General features: G+C 30.7%; 15 protein-coding genes. 8 read left to right on the top strand and 7 right to left on the bottom strand.

The features are described from left to right. Positions 1-8: 8 nt before the first annotated feature. From CF386_RS07720 to CF386_RS07700, 4 genes are all read right to left on the bottom strand, one after another. Entirely contained in the window at positions 9-938 is a 930-nt protein-coding gene (locus CF386_RS07720; RefSeq protein ID WP_089073855.1) for a KpsF/GutQ family sugar-phosphate isomerase, read from the bottom strand. Between the two features lies 1 nt (position 939). Next, positions 940-1,680, bottom strand: a complete 741-nt coding sequence (gene kdsB / locus CF386_RS07715; RefSeq protein WP_089073854.1) for a 3-deoxy-manno-octulosonate cytidylyltransferase — start codon at positions 1,678-1,680, stop codon at positions 940-942. Further along, positions 1,680-2,240: a KdsC family phosphatase gene (locus CF386_RS07710; RefSeq protein ID WP_404824987.1), complete on the bottom strand. Its 561-nt coding sequence runs from the start codon at positions 2,238-2,240 to the stop codon at positions 1,680-1,682. Before CF386_RS07710 ends, kdsB begins: the two co-directional genes overlap by 1 nt. A 557-nt stretch (positions 2,241-2,797) precedes the next feature. After that, positions 2,798-3,667 (bottom strand): LysR substrate-binding domain-containing protein, encoded by an 870-nt coding sequence (locus CF386_RS07700; protein WP_089073852.1) that lies wholly within the window; start codon positions 3,665-3,667, stop codon positions 2,798-2,800. A gap of 106 nt (positions 3,668-3,773) precedes the next feature. On the opposite strand from CF386_RS07700, the gene CF386_RS07695 reads away from it, so the two are divergent. The 3 genes from CF386_RS07695 to CF386_RS07685 are packed head-to-tail and all read left to right on the top strand — an operon-like array spanning position 3,774 to position 4,992. Next, entirely contained in the window at positions 3,774-4,100 is a 327-nt protein-coding gene (locus CF386_RS07695) for a carboxymuconolactone decarboxylase family protein (protein WP_089073851.1), read from the top strand. Continuing rightward, positions 4,100-4,504 carry a tautomerase family protein gene (locus CF386_RS07690; protein ID WP_089073850.1) on the top strand — a complete coding sequence of 135 codons (405 nt, stop codon included), beginning with the start codon at positions 4,100-4,102 and terminating at the stop codon, positions 4,502-4,504. The genes CF386_RS07695 and CF386_RS07690 overlap by 1 nt, the downstream gene beginning before the upstream one ends. Further along, positions 4,501-4,992, top strand: coding sequence for a DUF4865 family protein (locus tag CF386_RS07685; RefSeq protein WP_089073849.1), 492 nt, complete (start codon positions 4,501-4,503; stop codon positions 4,990-4,992). Before CF386_RS07690 ends, CF386_RS07685 begins: the two co-directional genes overlap by 4 nt. Before the next feature lie 801 nt (positions 4,993-5,793). On the opposite strand, the gene CF386_RS07680 is transcribed toward CF386_RS07685, so the two are convergent. Beyond that, entirely contained in the window at positions 5,794-6,324 is a 531-nt protein-coding gene (locus CF386_RS07680) for a GNAT family N-acetyltransferase (protein ID WP_089073848.1), read from the bottom strand. A gap of 149 nt (positions 6,325-6,473) precedes the next feature. Here CF386_RS07680 and CF386_RS07675 point away from each other — a divergent pair, with 149 nt between their 5' ends. Both CF386_RS07675 and CF386_RS07670 read left to right on the top strand, forming a co-directional pair. Beyond that, complete coding sequence (locus CF386_RS07675) at positions 6,474-6,848, top strand: hypothetical protein (protein WP_089073847.1); 375 nt, start codon at positions 6,474-6,476, stop codon at positions 6,846-6,848. A 341-nt stretch (positions 6,849-7,189) separates the two neighbouring features. Beyond that, entirely contained in the window at positions 7,190-8,506 is a 1,317-nt protein-coding gene (locus CF386_RS07670; RefSeq protein WP_089073846.1) for a pentapeptide repeat-containing protein, read from the top strand. A 1,205-nt stretch (positions 8,507-9,711) separates the two neighbouring features. Here CF386_RS07670 and CF386_RS07665 read toward each other — a convergent pair. Next, positions 9,712-10,443: a complement resistance protein TraT gene (locus CF386_RS07665; protein ID WP_089073845.1), complete on the bottom strand. Its 732-nt coding sequence runs from the start codon at positions 10,441-10,443 to the stop codon at positions 9,712-9,714. A gap of 625 nt (positions 10,444-11,068) precedes the next feature. Between CF386_RS07665 and CF386_RS07660 the strand changes: the two genes are divergently transcribed. From CF386_RS07660 to CF386_RS07650, 3 genes are all read left to right on the top strand, one after another. Then, positions 11,069-11,551: a GNAT family N-acetyltransferase gene (locus tag CF386_RS07660; protein WP_089073844.1), complete on the top strand. Its 483-nt coding sequence runs from the start codon at positions 11,069-11,071 to the stop codon at positions 11,549-11,551. 162 nt (positions 11,552-11,713) lie between these two features. Continuing rightward, positions 11,714-12,133, top strand: a complete 420-nt coding sequence (locus CF386_RS07655) for an acyl-CoA thioesterase (RefSeq protein ID WP_089073843.1) — start codon at positions 11,714-11,716, stop codon at positions 12,131-12,133. 8 nt (positions 12,134-12,141) lie between these two features. Beyond that, positions 12,142-12,876 carry a 3-oxoacyl-ACP reductase family protein gene (locus tag CF386_RS07650; protein WP_089073842.1) on the top strand — a complete coding sequence of 245 codons (735 nt, stop codon included), beginning with the start codon at positions 12,142-12,144 and terminating at the stop codon, positions 12,874-12,876. 296 nt (positions 12,877-13,172) lie between these two features. On the opposite strand, the gene CF386_RS07645 is transcribed toward CF386_RS07650, so the two are convergent. After that, entirely contained in the window at positions 13,173-14,054 is an 882-nt protein-coding gene (locus tag CF386_RS07645; protein ID WP_089073841.1) for an exonuclease/endonuclease/phosphatase family protein, read from the bottom strand. Positions 14,055-14,193 lie beyond the last annotated feature (139 nt).

The following is a 14,193-nucleotide window of genomic DNA, read 5'->3' as shown; positions in this document are numbered from 1 at the left end:
ATTTGATATTATTTTTTAATCACACCAACTACTCTTTGTTTTTCTTTAACTAATAGAGACGTAATTTTTTTACATTCCATTAAATTGAAAGCTTGCTCCATACTAGCATCTGCAGAAATATCAAGTGGATTAGCTGTCAAAATATCTTTTGCTATAAGCTCAAAAGCATTTTTGCCTTTTTCTTTAAGTGCTCGCCTTAGATCTCCATCAGTAACTAAGCCTTTTGTTTCCTCGGCATCTTCAACAATGCATAGTCCAAGATTACCTCGCGTAATGACATCTATCATCTCAACTAAAGTCGCATTAAGCGATACAAACGGTAAATCTTTTGTAAACATTTCATGCTTTACTTTACTTAAAAGTTTTTTTCCTAAACTTCCTCCAGGGTGGTAGCGAGCATAATGTTCAGGTTTAAAGTTCCTTTTTTTCATTAAGGCAACGGTTATAGCATCCCCCATCACTAAAGTTGCAGTCGTAGACGTAGTCGGAGCCAGGTTTAACGGGCATGCCTCTTCTAACACAGAAACATCAAGATGATAATCAGATGCAACAGCCAGCGAAGACTTTGCATTTCCAGTCATTGAAATAATTAAGTTTTTATTATCCTTTAAAAAAGGAAGTATCTTTAAAACTTCTTCTGTTTCACCAGAGTTCGAAATTAATAGCATGGTATCCTCTGACTTAACCATGCCTAAATCACCATGAAAAGCTTCGCCTGGATGCATAAAAAAACTAAAAGTACCTGTACTGGAAAGAGACGCGGAAATTTTTCTTCCAATAATTCCTGACTTACCCATTCCACAAATAATCAAACGACCTTTTGATTCTAAGATAGAATCTATCGCATCATTAAAATTATCATCCAAATTTTTCTTCATATGTTGCAAAGATGCAATTTCAATATCAATGACTTCTAAAGCATGTGTTTTTGCTGTCATTTTAACCTTCCATTTCTTTTTTTATTTTATTAAAATCAGTTTCGGTATCAACGCCATGAAGGACATTACCTTCAAATATCACTGGATGAATACTCATGTTATTGCTTATAGCTCTAAGCTGCTCTAACTTTTCACATCTTTCTAATACAGACTCATCATGTTGGCAAAACTCTTTTAAATGAGTGACCTTGTATCCATAAATCCCGATATGCTTGAAAGATAGCGAATAATCTTCAGGATTTTCTCTATTCATTGGAACGGGAGAGCGAGAAAAATAGATTGCTTGATTATTTTCAACGACAGCTTTAACCATATTTGGATTTATAAAGTCATCATAACAATGAAATTTCGTAACAGCAGTATACAATTTAAAATCCGGTAACTGATGAAAACTCTTACTCACTTCTTTTATAAGCTGAGGGTTTATTAGTGGCTCATCACCTTGAACATTAATAATATAATCTTCATCACTTAACTCGAGTTTCTGAGTTGCCTCAAAAACTCTGTCTGTTCCACTTTGGTGAGAGGAAGAAGTCATAACAGACTGAATTCCAAAGTTTGTGGCTTTTTTGTATATTTCATCATGATCTGTTGCGATATAAATATCCTCATTGGAAAACCCAGCTTCTCTACATCTTTGAACCACATGCCAGAAAATAGGTTTGTTTAATATCTCAAGCATTAGCTTTTGAGGCAATCGCGTTGATTGATAACGACAAGGAATTATTATTTTAGTATTCATTATTGTTTTACCTTGGATAGATTGTCTGATTCAATTAATTTAAAAATAGGCTCATAGACTTCTTCCAGGCTACATCCTTTTTGTTCCATAATAAGTTTATCAATAAAAGTTCTTACCATACCATGTCCACCAGGCTTATCTATAATCCAATCAGCTTCTTTTTGAGCAAGTGGGTGCCCATCAACAGGACATACAGCTAAACCGACCTTTTTCATTATAGCTACATCAATAATATCATCTCCACAATAAGCAACATCAGATAACTCTATTTGATGTTTTATGCAAATTCTTTCTAGTTCTGGAAGTTTATTTTTACAACCTGTAATAATTTCATCAAAACCCAGCTGGTTACAACGATAGTCAAGTGCTTGGCTCGATTTTCCTGAGATGATGCCCGTTAAAATATCATGAGTTTTTAATACTTGAATTCCTAAGCCATCTTTCGCGTCAAATTGTTTGAAGATTTCTCCCTTGCCATCAACATAAATACTTCCATCCGTTAGTACCCCATCAACATCTAAAACTACCATTTTTATATTATTTAAATTTTTTATATTCAAAACCACTCAATCCCACAAGTCAAAAAACTAACTGTAAACTTAACATATTTCTGAACCAGAATGCTAAAAATTTTAAACACATAAAATTTGTCTATTGATTATAGTATACATAATACACAAACATACCTTAAATCAATTCGTCACTGTTTCAAAGCCAGTAATATCAGGGAGTCTTAAATCATATAGGAGTTATCACAAAATCATATAAGAGTTTTCTCAATGCTCATATAAGAGTTATCGTCAAATCTTTGTAACCTATTGAAAAACATAGGTGTTCTCGTGGGTTCTCGTCAGAACCCAACAGAACCCAGCTTTAATGCAATTTTTTTTGAAATTTTTAAGGTTTCAGTAAATCATCGACAAACTCTTATAGTACAAGGGTTTGAGGACATTCCCATTTATGGGCGTGGGGTGTGTAAAAAAACAATTCAATTTAAAAGTAAGGCTCTTTTCTTCTTTTGAGTGGAAATCAAAATTTACCTAATGGTTCAATCTGACTCAGGCTTGCTCATATTGTGGACTTTTATGTCCAAAATTCTTGCAGCAATTCAATCACTTTACTTTTTGATATAGAGTGTAAGCTGTTGTTTTAATTCGTTATACAACTGTTCCTGTACTTTTTCTAACTTATATTGATTACGATCGAGGCACAACCTAAGTTTTCCAAGGACCGGCAAACCATCCAACTTACTAATAGTATCCGGGTGACTGAAAGAAGAGCGAACCGTAACTCCTAAGCCGGCATCAACAGCGCTCCATAAGTTACTCAGACTTCGGCCAACAAAGGTAATTTTCCATGGAATCCCCTTGCGATCTAATGCTGCTATGGCTTGTTGCCTGATAATGCAGGAACCATCAAGCATGACTAGTGGTACAGGTTTAGAAATATTAATGGATTCTTCAAGGTATTTATTTGCTGGCCCATACCAATATAGTGGTAATTCTGCCAGAAGTTCACTATATGGCGCCGATTTTTCACCTCTCCAGCCCAATGAAAAGTCTAACTCACCAGATTGAATGCCATCCATCAACTCCTGATGGCGCCCAACAATGGATTGCAATTGTAAATTTGGATGTGAGCGAGAGAATACACCTAGCAACTGAGGCAATAGTACGTCACTAAAATCTTCTTGTAAGCCAAAAACCACTTTCCCCGTCAATGAATTTTCCACTAACTGGTTTAGAGCTTCGTCATTTAACTGAAGCATGCGGCGGGCATAAGCCAGAATAATTTCACCTGCTTCAGTCGGCTCTAGATGGCGGCCGATTTTGGTCACTAATGACGTGTTGCACTGCTGTTCGAGCTTTTTTAACTGGGCACTGGCCGCAGAGGGTGAACGATGAAGTCGTTCAGCTGCAGCTGCAAAGCTGCCTAACTCAATTCCTAAAACAAAACATCGTAAGGCATCTAAATCCAGACTCCGCATGTTCAATCATCCTGAAAATCAAAACTATATATCAAAATAGTTTTGCTTTTTTATATTAAAAAATCAACTTATTATTTTCCAGTAGACAAAAAAACAGGGGAAATATATGGATACAAAAGAACAATACTTAATGAAACTGTTTGCTGAAATTGCTCCACAATTTCATAAAGTTACGGAAGATATCTTATTTGGACAGATATGGAGTGATGAGAGTCTGAGCACTCGTGATAGAAGTCTGATAACCATCACAGCGTTAGTGGTCTTAAATCGTGTGGAACAACTACCGGGTCATTTAGCTCGGGCATTCAGCAACGGACTGACAGTAAAAGAATTGAGTGCAACAATGACTCATCTTGCTTTTTATGCCGGTTGGCCTGTAACGGTCTCTGCGCTTGAGCGGTTAGATGAGATGGACCACGAGAGGAATGACTAATGCCAATGACACGAATTTCTATAGGTAATGAGTTATTTGAAAACTATAAGCATCAAATCTCATATATTCTCCAGCAATGTTTAGAAGCTTATTTTGCAGTACCGAATGGAGACTGTTTTCAAATATTCGACATTCATGCCCCACAGCAAAAGGTTTTTAATTCGAATTATCCAAATCTGGTTCAAAGTCGCAGTGAATCTGGAATTTTGTTTCACATATTCGCTGGAAAATCACGTGACCATAAACAAAAGCGAGCCTTATACAAAGCGTTGTGTGAGCAACTTCAGGCCCAAACCCCCATTCGTAAAGAAGATATTATGATCATTGTTCAATTCAATGGCCCAGAAGACTGGTCTTTTTCCTCTGGTCAGTCATGGAAAGATGAAATGGAGATAATACAATGATAGCAATGCAATATAAAATCGTTCTCCCATCTGATTATCCTATGGAAAAAATAGAAACTCGTATCAAGGAAAAAGGACACTTGTTAGATGGATATCCAGGCTTGGTCTTTAAGGCCTACCTTTATTCAAGAAAAGATGCGGAATATTATACAAGCAGCAACAGTTATGCTCCTTTTTACGTATGGAAAGATCATCACTCTATGGTGGCTTTTCTGGGAAGTGAAGGATTTAAAGGGCTCTGCGAGCAGTTTGGTCGACCGGAAGTAAGAATGTGGTTTATAGAGGATGAACCAATAATACCAAATTCAAAATGTCCGCTTGCATATATAGGCAATCAGATCATCAAGGATGCAGATATTCACGGTCTAAACTTTACCTCTTGGGAAACTGTCAGTGTCTCGTGGTTCTGTCGACCAGAGTTAGCAGATAAAGTAAGTGGCGATATCTATTCTATCGGTTATGTAGCTTACGGTTTGAATAGAATTTAATGAACAATTTAAAATAGTACTTGTTTTTAGTTGAGCCAGATTTAGGGTTAACTGGCTCATTGGTAAGAACTTCATTAAATTGGCTAAAATAACAAAAGAAAAATCCGGTTGTTTTAAGTCATCTTATTTATAGATTAAGTATCATTTGGCTTTCAGTAATACTATCTCTAGGGGGTGGTAAGGCCCCCTTCAGTCCAGTAGGAATAAAACCTTTTCTTTTATAGAGCATAATTGCTGATTGATTGTTATCCGCAACATCAAGAAAAATGGTTTTGTCGCAAATGGGTATTTGACCTTATAGAATATTTTTTAAAAGTAAGTATGATTTAAATCACTTATTAAGAGAGGTTTTTATTTCCTATCGTTGTGTGAGTGGGTTTAACCCTATAAAACAAAGGGTATATACTTTTTTTAACAATTTTAGTGATAAAAGCAAAGCAAAAAGTAGCTAACCAAATAGTTAAAATAAAACAGATTACTAACTAATAATAAGAAAAAATCATCTGATGGTATTTGTCGATTTTATTTTAACACCAATATTAAGAAAAGGTATGCACAGAAAAGAATTGATATTAATTTAAAAAAATATATGTAATAGCAATATACATTTTAGATTTTTTAATTAATCATTAAAGGATTAGTTCTTGAAACATACTTCTCATGATATGCAAAATTAGTTTACAACTAATGTTTAAAGAAAAATTAAACTTTAACCTATTTCTATAATTTTTTGTAAGCTTAATTGGATTAAAGCTTCACGAACATTAAATAAAGCTCGAACAAATAACAATCATATAAAATTTAATTCTTATGGAGTGCATAGATTGCTTCAGAAACTAGTTGATCGTCCACTTTGTAAGCGTTAGTTATAATGCCCTCTAATTTCATATTCAATTTTGCACAAACAGCTCTACATTCTGCATTTGTTTCATCAGTTCTAATTTCTATTTTAGTAGCATCGTACTCTCTAAAAGCATAGTTAATTAAAAAAAGACAAGATTTATGGATAATTCCTCTTTTTTGATATTTCTGACATAGCCAAAAACCGAGTTCAACTTTTTCTGTATTTAAATTTATTTGCGAAAAACCAATACAACCTATTATTTTATTATTAAACATAATACTAAAAAACAAAGACTTTTCTTTTGCGAAGTTGATTAAAGAGTTTTCAATCCATTTAGAAAACATTTCTTTACTGTTATAAGTTTTAAAAAAAGGCATTCTTTTTGAAAAAAAATTCAAATTATCATTTCTTACTTTTAAGTGTTCCTCAGCATGCGAAGAATGAAGAAGAACAAGGCTTAATTCATTGTCTATTTTTTTTTCAAACATATACTTAAAAACTTTTGTTAAACTACAATGGTAAAAGTTATAACAGGTATAAATTACAAAGTATAATATTATTTAATTATGGTTTAGTTACATTTAGTTTATGCTTTTTATTTTTTAAATTAATAACAAACTATTTGAGTCATTAAAATATGAAAGAATTTATTCAACAAATCTGCTTTAATTTCATTCAAGAATACATGAGTGAAGTTAAAAGCACTCGTATTTTCCATCTAGATATTTTAATGAAGTATCACTTAATACTTGAGAACAAAACTTTAAAGGAAGCTTGTAACTACATATCTAATGAAGAATATCAATGTTTACAAAATTCAAAAAATAAAATTAGTCGTGCTTTGTTACCAAATTATCAACTCATATTAAATCATATAACACCTTATGAAGTATCAAATTTAGATGAAATACAGCTTGAAAATATTAAAAAATTTAATAATGCATTTATAAAAAAATTTTTAAATAATGATTTAGACGCTAAACACCCTATATTACTGGCTTCAGGACTATAAACACGTTTACAAGACACACTAGAATAAAAACTGGAAAGGCAAATTGGAAAAGGCTTTGGGATCTTTTCTAGAAAAATAGCAAAATCTCACTAATTTTCTTTTAAAACTATTTTCTAAACTATCATTTTCCAGAGTTACTAACAACATTGCCAAGACTTTTGTTACATCAAAAATAAAGAATAGATAATTTCTTACCTTTTATCCTTTTAATTCCAAACATAATATTATTTGAAATCTTTTAATCATTTTATCCCTTATATTTAGTAATAAATCCCAATTTTATATATGGTTTAAATATGTTATTTTAAAATTTCTTGTAAAGTTCATTAATAAGGAATCCCATGAGACTCGTTATCATTATTTCAAGTATTTTTCTTACAACATGTTCTTATGCTTCATGTTATATTAAAGCGAATCATAATGAAGTCGTTATGAAAAATTGCACAAATACTACAATTACACACTCCTCTTCTACAGTTAAACAAGAAAAAGCAAATTTACTGCCTATCTTAAAGATGAATAATCTTAATGCTATTCAAATTAAAATGGATAATTCTTCCATAGATGGAATCAATTGGAAGAATACGAATATTTCTAATTCATATATCAAAAAAAGTACATTTAATTCTCCTCAATTATTAAAAGTTACATTCAATAAGTTGCGTTTGGATGACACAAAATTTATCAAGCCTTCTTTTCAATCGTCTCGTTTCATTGATGTATCCTTGCTTAAAGGGAGCTACATAGAAAGCCAAATACAGGACTCAACTTTGAGCAACACAAATATTGAACAATCAGATTTTGAAGGTGCTTCAATTATAAACTCAAAAATAAAAGGAAGTCTCAACAAAGTAAATTTTATTCACTCGAAATGGCTTAATGTCTCTCTTCTTGGAACATTTAGTGGAGATTACTCTCATTCTCAATTTGAAAATATGCAGCTTAATGATTCAACAATTAATCAAGGTAAGTTTTCAAAATCTACCTTAAAAAATGTAATTATCAATAAATCAACGTTGAATCAGGTAGATTTTTCAAATTCCAAAATATTTAAGTTGGCTAGTACTTCTAATACCTTAAATCAAAATAATTTTTCAAATAGCGAAATTAAAGATTTTAATATCAATAAGACTTTTATAAACGGTGGCAGTTTTCATAACAGCACCTTTGATGGAAACATTAATAACTCAACTATTAATGGGGCGACGTTTTCAAGTTCTATTGTAAAAAAAATTAGCGCGAACAATACAATTTTTAATAAAGTGAATTTTTCAAAATCTAAGTTATTTCAATTCTCCATTACTTCTGGAAGTTTAAATGACAATAACTTTTCAAATAGCCAAATTAAAGACTTTAACATAAATAAGGCTCATTTAAATGGAGGTAATTTTGATAACACCACGTTTGATGGAAATTTTAATTTTAAGGATGCTGATTTATGTAAAGTTAACTTTAAAAATGCAAGTATAAAAAACTTAAAAGCATTCAATCAATCCTTGAAATTAGCTAAATCCTTATGTCAAGTCACATTACCTGATGGCAAATTTGTTAATGTTAATTGCCAACCATCAAATTTTTGTTATAAGCAAGAAAATAACAATCAAGACAACATTCAAGATTGGTCAGACTTTAATAAAAATGTTCAGGAAAATAAATAATATCAAAAAAATGACATTTTCTAGGATATATTTGGGGGTTCAGTTTAGTTTTATTAGATGCTTAAATGTTAAGGACAAGATATACATCTTTCATTTTTTAAGTAATTGAATTTTATTTCACCTAATTTTTTTAAAGTATTTTGAACTATTTTAAAAAGTACGACTCTATATAAGTGTTAGAATTTTTTTCATTTTTCCTTGTTTATTTATATTCATTTTTTTGAAGCCCTCATTTTGAGGGTTTTTTTATGTCTTTAAATTAAGAATATGGATAATGGACGTTTTGTTTGTAAGACATTAACCATTCATTGATGAGAAATATACAGAATCCAACTTCACAAATTTACTATAAATAATTATAAATCAATAAGATAACCTCGTATCAATTGCCTGATACTCATTTTTTTTATGAAAACCACCCTACTTTGTTGATATCTGTTTGCTAATATAAACACATCACTTAGGATGAGTGATAGTACTGAGGACTAGTAGCTGACCAAGGAAAGGTCTATAAGAGGAAAGGATTTCCTAAAAATCTAGGAACAGTTGCACATGGATGTGTAGAAAAAAAATTATACCCGCAATGTTTATACGTTGCGGGTTTATTTTACTCTCAAAGTCTATTGAGCATTCCCTTTTCTTCAAACTTCTATTCATATTTTCTTTGTCTTCAATTAAATTAATTTCATTTAAAATTAATTTTAACTATTTTAAGGAGTATGGCTCTATATAAGTGGTAGAAATTTTTTCATTTTTCCTTGTTTATTTATATTCATTTTTTTGAAGGCCTCACATTTTTAAGGTTTTTTAGGGTCAGAATATTCATTAAAGTAAGGTGAATGATAATATGAAGATATGCATTAGTTAGTGCCTTTAGAATAGATTTATTGTTCATTTTGTACTCGATGTAGCCGAAATCATCATTCTAGTTTATGCGGTGCTATACTAAATAATTCAGTCTTTGTTCCAAAATTATCGCTACATGTAAAGGGTTAATGACACAACTGGTTGTCTTTTAATTACAATATTTTTATTTTCTATCGTTGACCTAACTCTAACATGTTATAAAAAACATTTCTTAAGCATATCAAACAAACTAAAAAAAAATAACATTTTTAGCATAGGCAAAAATATAGCCGAATTTCTTCGGCTAAATAAAAGTTATACTTAATTTTTTTTACTATCTAAATGTTGATGGTAACTTTTTAAGCGAAAAAACCGGCTAAAGAATTTGTCAAATTATTTTCAATTGGTTTTTTAGCTTCGCTTAATTTCAAGTTAACTTGATCTGCAAATGTAACTATTCTTGTTTGGTAAATTTGTCTATGAGAAGTTGAAAAAGAAGTTGAATTATTATATGAGCTGCTTCCATTTTTCAAATGAGAGCCAGTTTGGTTATGAACAAGACCTTTTGTTTTTTCTTGTATACGGACATCTGTGACTAAAACATACTTTTCATCTGTTACCAAATCATCGGCAACTGTACTTGCAACACCACCAACTAAGCCTCCTGCTACAATAGAATTAGCATCGCCACCAGCTAATGCAATAGTACTTGCCCCAAGAGCTACACCACCCGCACTATCTTGAAATCCTTGAGATAAAAATCCATTCATTTGTTCATCTGACATTTTGGCGATTTTCTTTGTATTAACCTGAAGGATAAACTGCGCTTTGTCTGGATTATTTACTATTCTATAACCTTTTTCTTCAATTTTATCTTTTAGTTCATGACTTATGTTTATACTTTTTCCTGTTGTATCTTGAGATTGGATATAAACCGTTTTTTGATTTGTTGGTTGAAGCCAAACTGTATCAGATAGTTTAGAGTCAACTTCTAAGTCATGATGGTTAATTGCAGTTGAAATAGCCGAACATCCGACAAGATTTAAAGATAGTAGAGAAATTACAGCCGATTTTATTATTATTTTTTTCATGTTTTTTCCTTATTTAAACATATATTAAAATCGAAAAGATAATAGTATTTTTTTTAAGAGTTGTAAATTCATTTTTCTTAATAAATTTATAGATTCTCGCATACGAAAAAATTATATCTTTTAGTAGAAAAATCATGAATGTTTATAATTTAATTAAATCAAAAATATTTATTAAAAAAATCTATAATATGCTAAAAATGAAAACTGAAAATAGCTTTTAAATTAATCAGTCAAATCATTTTTTATAAATACATTAATATTTAATTTACATCGTTAAATTTAATTTTTTTTAAATTATTGATTTTAATAAAAATATCTAACTTTCTGGAAAATATCTTAAAATTTTTTCAAATTTATCTTTCCAGTTTCTTTTTCAATTAAGCATGGGCATGAACATTTCACCTAGATTCTAAAATATATTGTATAAAGAGCAATCTTCCTATTTGTTATTTAGATTTCTATGATATTATCAAAAGGTAATAGGATATAATTGAAAAAGGCACTATTAAGCCTTTTTCAATAATGCTTCCGAGTTTTTTCAGTTAAGTATGGACTTGTAAAAATTATAAGTAGATAATATTTTTCTATAGCCATCTAATAACAATTTTTTAACGGAAGTTAAAACATGCACTCCATTCAATTATTAAATCCTGAACAATGGAAGATCTTTAAAGAAATTCGTCTAGAAGCCCTCAGAAATTCACCAAATTCATTTGGTTCAACTTTTGAAGTTGAGTTTTTTTTTACTCAAAATGATTGGGTTAACAAATTAAGAAATACCAAGAATCTCCACTTAGTTGCTTTATCAGACAATTTTAAACCCATAGGTCTTATTATACTGAAACCCTTCAAGGAACAAGTTGGTATTTTTGCAATGTATGTCAATCCTACTTTTAGAGGAAGAGGTATAGCGTCTGAACTAATTCACGCCGTAATTGAATATGCAATTAAAAAAAAATTTTCTGAAATTATCCTTGATGTCTACGATCAAAACACTTCCGCAATCGAGCTTTATAAAAGAAAAGGGTTTATTTTTACTGGCGTAAAAAGCACATTGCCCTACCCGAGAAAGCATATAATTAAACATCAAATGTTATTAAAACTTTAATATCCATTAAAAAAATTACTTAAATAAAAATAATGATTTATTGGAAATAGTAGTTTTGGCTTTATTAGTTATATTAACTATAAAAAATTTTATTAACTAAATAAGATTTTTATCTAAAATACTAAAAATAATTAAATAAAAAACAACTTAAAAAGAGTATATATGTCGAAAATACAAAAATTTAATGGTGATTTCATTCATCAATCACAATTTACTATAAGACTAAATGATTTGTTATTAGGTGCTCATTTGGGAAATGATAAAGTTTTGTCGCTTATTACAGAGGCACATAATGATTTATTATTAGAGAGAAATGCATCATTTGAAGATGTAAATGGTTGTATTTTAATGGTGAAGAATGTGAACTTAGAATACAAAAAAGAAGTTATGTATAAAGACACATTACACATTCACATTGGTGTTTACAATATATCAAAATATAGAGTGTCTCTTTATTTTGAAAATCGTAATCAAAACAATGAAGTATGCCAAAAAGCTTTGATTGATTGTGTTTATTTAGATAGAGAAAACCATAGTCTTATGGATACTAATAATATTATTGATTGCTACAGAAGGTTATAGGAAAAGATATGTTCGATAATTTAAAACTAGATAATAATGTCGTCCTCATTACAGGAGCAAACAGAGGAATTGGCCTATCAATAGCTAAACTTTTAAAACTAAGAGGAGCTAAGGTAATAGCCACTGCTAGAAAAAAAGAAGACAGTCAAATGCTTGAGGCTATGGGTTTTATTAGTCATTATTTAGATGTTACTGAAGTAGACTCAATCATAAAGCTGAAGAAAACTTTAAAATTAGACAGCTTAATGCCTGATATTTTAGTAAGCAATGCTGGCTTAGGAACCGTATCTTTGAGTATGAGACTCAAGAGAAATCTTTGGGATCAAACTATAGAAACAAACCTAACAGCGGCATTTGAGTTGGCAAAAGCATTTATTCCTCATATGTCCAAAAAAGGATTTGGTAGAATTATAAATATTTCTAGTGTTTTGGCACGCTCTCCGCAAGTTGGACTAGCTCATTATAGTGCATCAAAGTCAGGTTTAGAAGGTTTTACAAAAAGTCTAGCTCTAGAATATGCACAAAAAGGTATTACAGCTAATTGTATTGCCCCTGGATTTATTGAAACAGATATGATTGCAGATCTAAGAAAACAAGGAATGGATTTCAAAAATAAAATACCAGTTGAAAGAGTAGGAGTACCTGACGATGTTGCAGAAATTACAGCATTTTTATCATCTAAAGCAAGTTCTTATATCACAGGAGAGACCATACACATTAATGGTGGCACATATTTTAGTTAAATTATTACTAATGTTTAGCCCAATATTTGCACTATTTATTATCATCAATCAGAATTTTTTAGAGGTTAGAAAATTATCTTGTGTATTTAATCTTTGTTACTAGACTCTTCATTCAATGAAAAAGAAAATGCGCTAATTCTAAATCCAAATTTCATAAAAAATATAATTGAAATGTTAAAACATAAGTTTATTCCTAATTACGAAATATAAAAAGGGCAAGTACGAACTTGCCCTATCAGTAATATATGATCAACGTCCATATATCGACGCCTAGTTTTAGCTTGAAACTAGCCTGATTAATTCACTGTAAGTTGCACATAAATAGCTTTGTGAGATTCAGCACTTTCTGTCGGTGCTCCCTTTGGTATATAAATATCCGGATCAGAAGAATTGATTATTTCGCTAGACATAAAATCTCCACCATTATTTACTGCAACTTGGTCAAAGTTATAAACATAATCAGAATTTGAACAACATGTCTTTGCAATTTTGGTTATACTAAACTTACCAAACATTTCTGAAAAGCCAGCTAAGTTATTAATATTATCTTCAGTACTAGCTTCATTCATGTCACCGATTAAAATTACATTTACATTACTTAAATCGCTCGAACCAACAAGTTTTGACACGTTGTCTCTAAAACTTTCCAAATTCCAAGCAGGAGTTGATAAATGTGGGAAGTGTAAGGCTACGACTAATACTTTGACCGATGCATCTGATTTTAAGTGAAAATAACCCATGGTATATGGACGAACTTCTGCATCTGATTTGATCCAAAAATCACTATGACTAGAAATTAATGTCCATTTATCTGAGTCATAAGTGAGTTGAGCTTCATCAAAATCATTGCTAAAATGTTCGCTATTAGAAATAGTAATCCATTTCTTTCCAAGTAATAAAGTATTCAATAGTGGATTAGCTCCAGATGTCGTATCTGTAACAGCTTGCTCCAATGCTATAAAGTCAACATCATTGCTGTCTACTTTATCTTGAATTAACTGTCTCTGTTTATCCCTCAAATTAGGTTTTGTCCACACACCGCCACTATGACTACTTCTTGTATCTCCTTTTACATTATATTGAATTACTCCAATATCAGTATTTGCTAAAACATTAAATGAAATAAAAATAAAATTAATTAAAACAACTGCAATTTTATTTACTATAAACTTTTTCATACAAAGATCCCTCGATTATTTTTATAAAAATAGCCTTACTAATTTAGGGCTATATTTCGTTCCTATTTCCATTCATACAACATAGAGACATATTTACCTTCTTTAAGTTGTACTTATATACTTTACAAGATGCAGTCTA

It is taken from the genome of Paraphotobacterium marinum (assembly GCF_002216855.1).
GTDB lineage: Bacteria > Pseudomonadota > Gammaproteobacteria > Enterobacterales > Vibrionaceae > Paraphotobacterium > Paraphotobacterium marinum.
The sequence above is the reverse complement of the archived record's forward strand: the minus strand, read 5'-3'. Positions and strand labels throughout refer to the sequence as shown.

Excerpts from the sequence above, each read along its gene's own strand:
- CF386_RS07720 (WP_089073855.1), bottom strand. The coding sequence starts at position 938 with ATGACAGCAAAAACACATGCTTTAGAAGTCATTGATATTGAAATTGCA.
- kdsB (WP_089073854.1), bottom strand. The coding sequence starts at position 1,680 with ATGAATACTAAAATAATAATTCCTTGTCGTTATCAATCAACGCGATTG.
- CF386_RS07700 (WP_089073852.1), bottom strand. The coding sequence starts at position 3,667 with ATGCGGAGTCTGGATTTAGATGCCTTACGATGTTTTGTTTTAGGAATT.
- CF386_RS07695 (WP_089073851.1), top strand. The coding sequence starts at position 3,774 with ATGGATACAAAAGAACAATACTTAATGAAACTGTTTGCTGAAATTGCT.
- CF386_RS07690 (WP_089073850.1), top strand. The coding sequence starts at position 4,100 with ATGCCAATGACACGAATTTCTATAGGTAATGAGTTATTTGAAAACTAT.
- CF386_RS07685 (WP_089073849.1), top strand. The coding sequence starts at position 4,501 with ATGATAGCAATGCAATATAAAATCGTTCTCCCATCTGATTATCCTATG.
- CF386_RS07680 (WP_089073848.1), bottom strand. The coding sequence starts at position 6,324 with ATGTTTGAAAAAAAAATAGACAATGAATTAAGCCTTGTTCTTCTTCAT.
- CF386_RS07675 (WP_089073847.1), top strand. The coding sequence starts at position 6,474 with ATGAAAGAATTTATTCAACAAATCTGCTTTAATTTCATTCAAGAATAC.
- CF386_RS07670 (WP_089073846.1), top strand. The coding sequence starts at position 7,190 with ATGAGACTCGTTATCATTATTTCAAGTATTTTTCTTACAACATGTTCT.
- CF386_RS07665 (WP_089073845.1), bottom strand. The coding sequence starts at position 10,443 with ATGAAAAAAATAATAATAAAATCGGCTGTAATTTCTCTACTATCTTTA.
- CF386_RS07660 (WP_089073844.1), top strand. The coding sequence starts at position 11,069 with ATGCACTCCATTCAATTATTAAATCCTGAACAATGGAAGATCTTTAAA.
- CF386_RS07655 (WP_089073843.1), top strand. The coding sequence starts at position 11,714 with ATGTCGAAAATACAAAAATTTAATGGTGATTTCATTCATCAATCACAA.
- CF386_RS07650 (WP_089073842.1), top strand. The coding sequence starts at position 12,142 with ATGTTCGATAATTTAAAACTAGATAATAATGTCGTCCTCATTACAGGA.
- CF386_RS07645 (WP_089073841.1), bottom strand. The coding sequence starts at position 14,054 with ATGAAAAAGTTTATAGTAAATAAAATTGCAGTTGTTTTAATTAATTTT.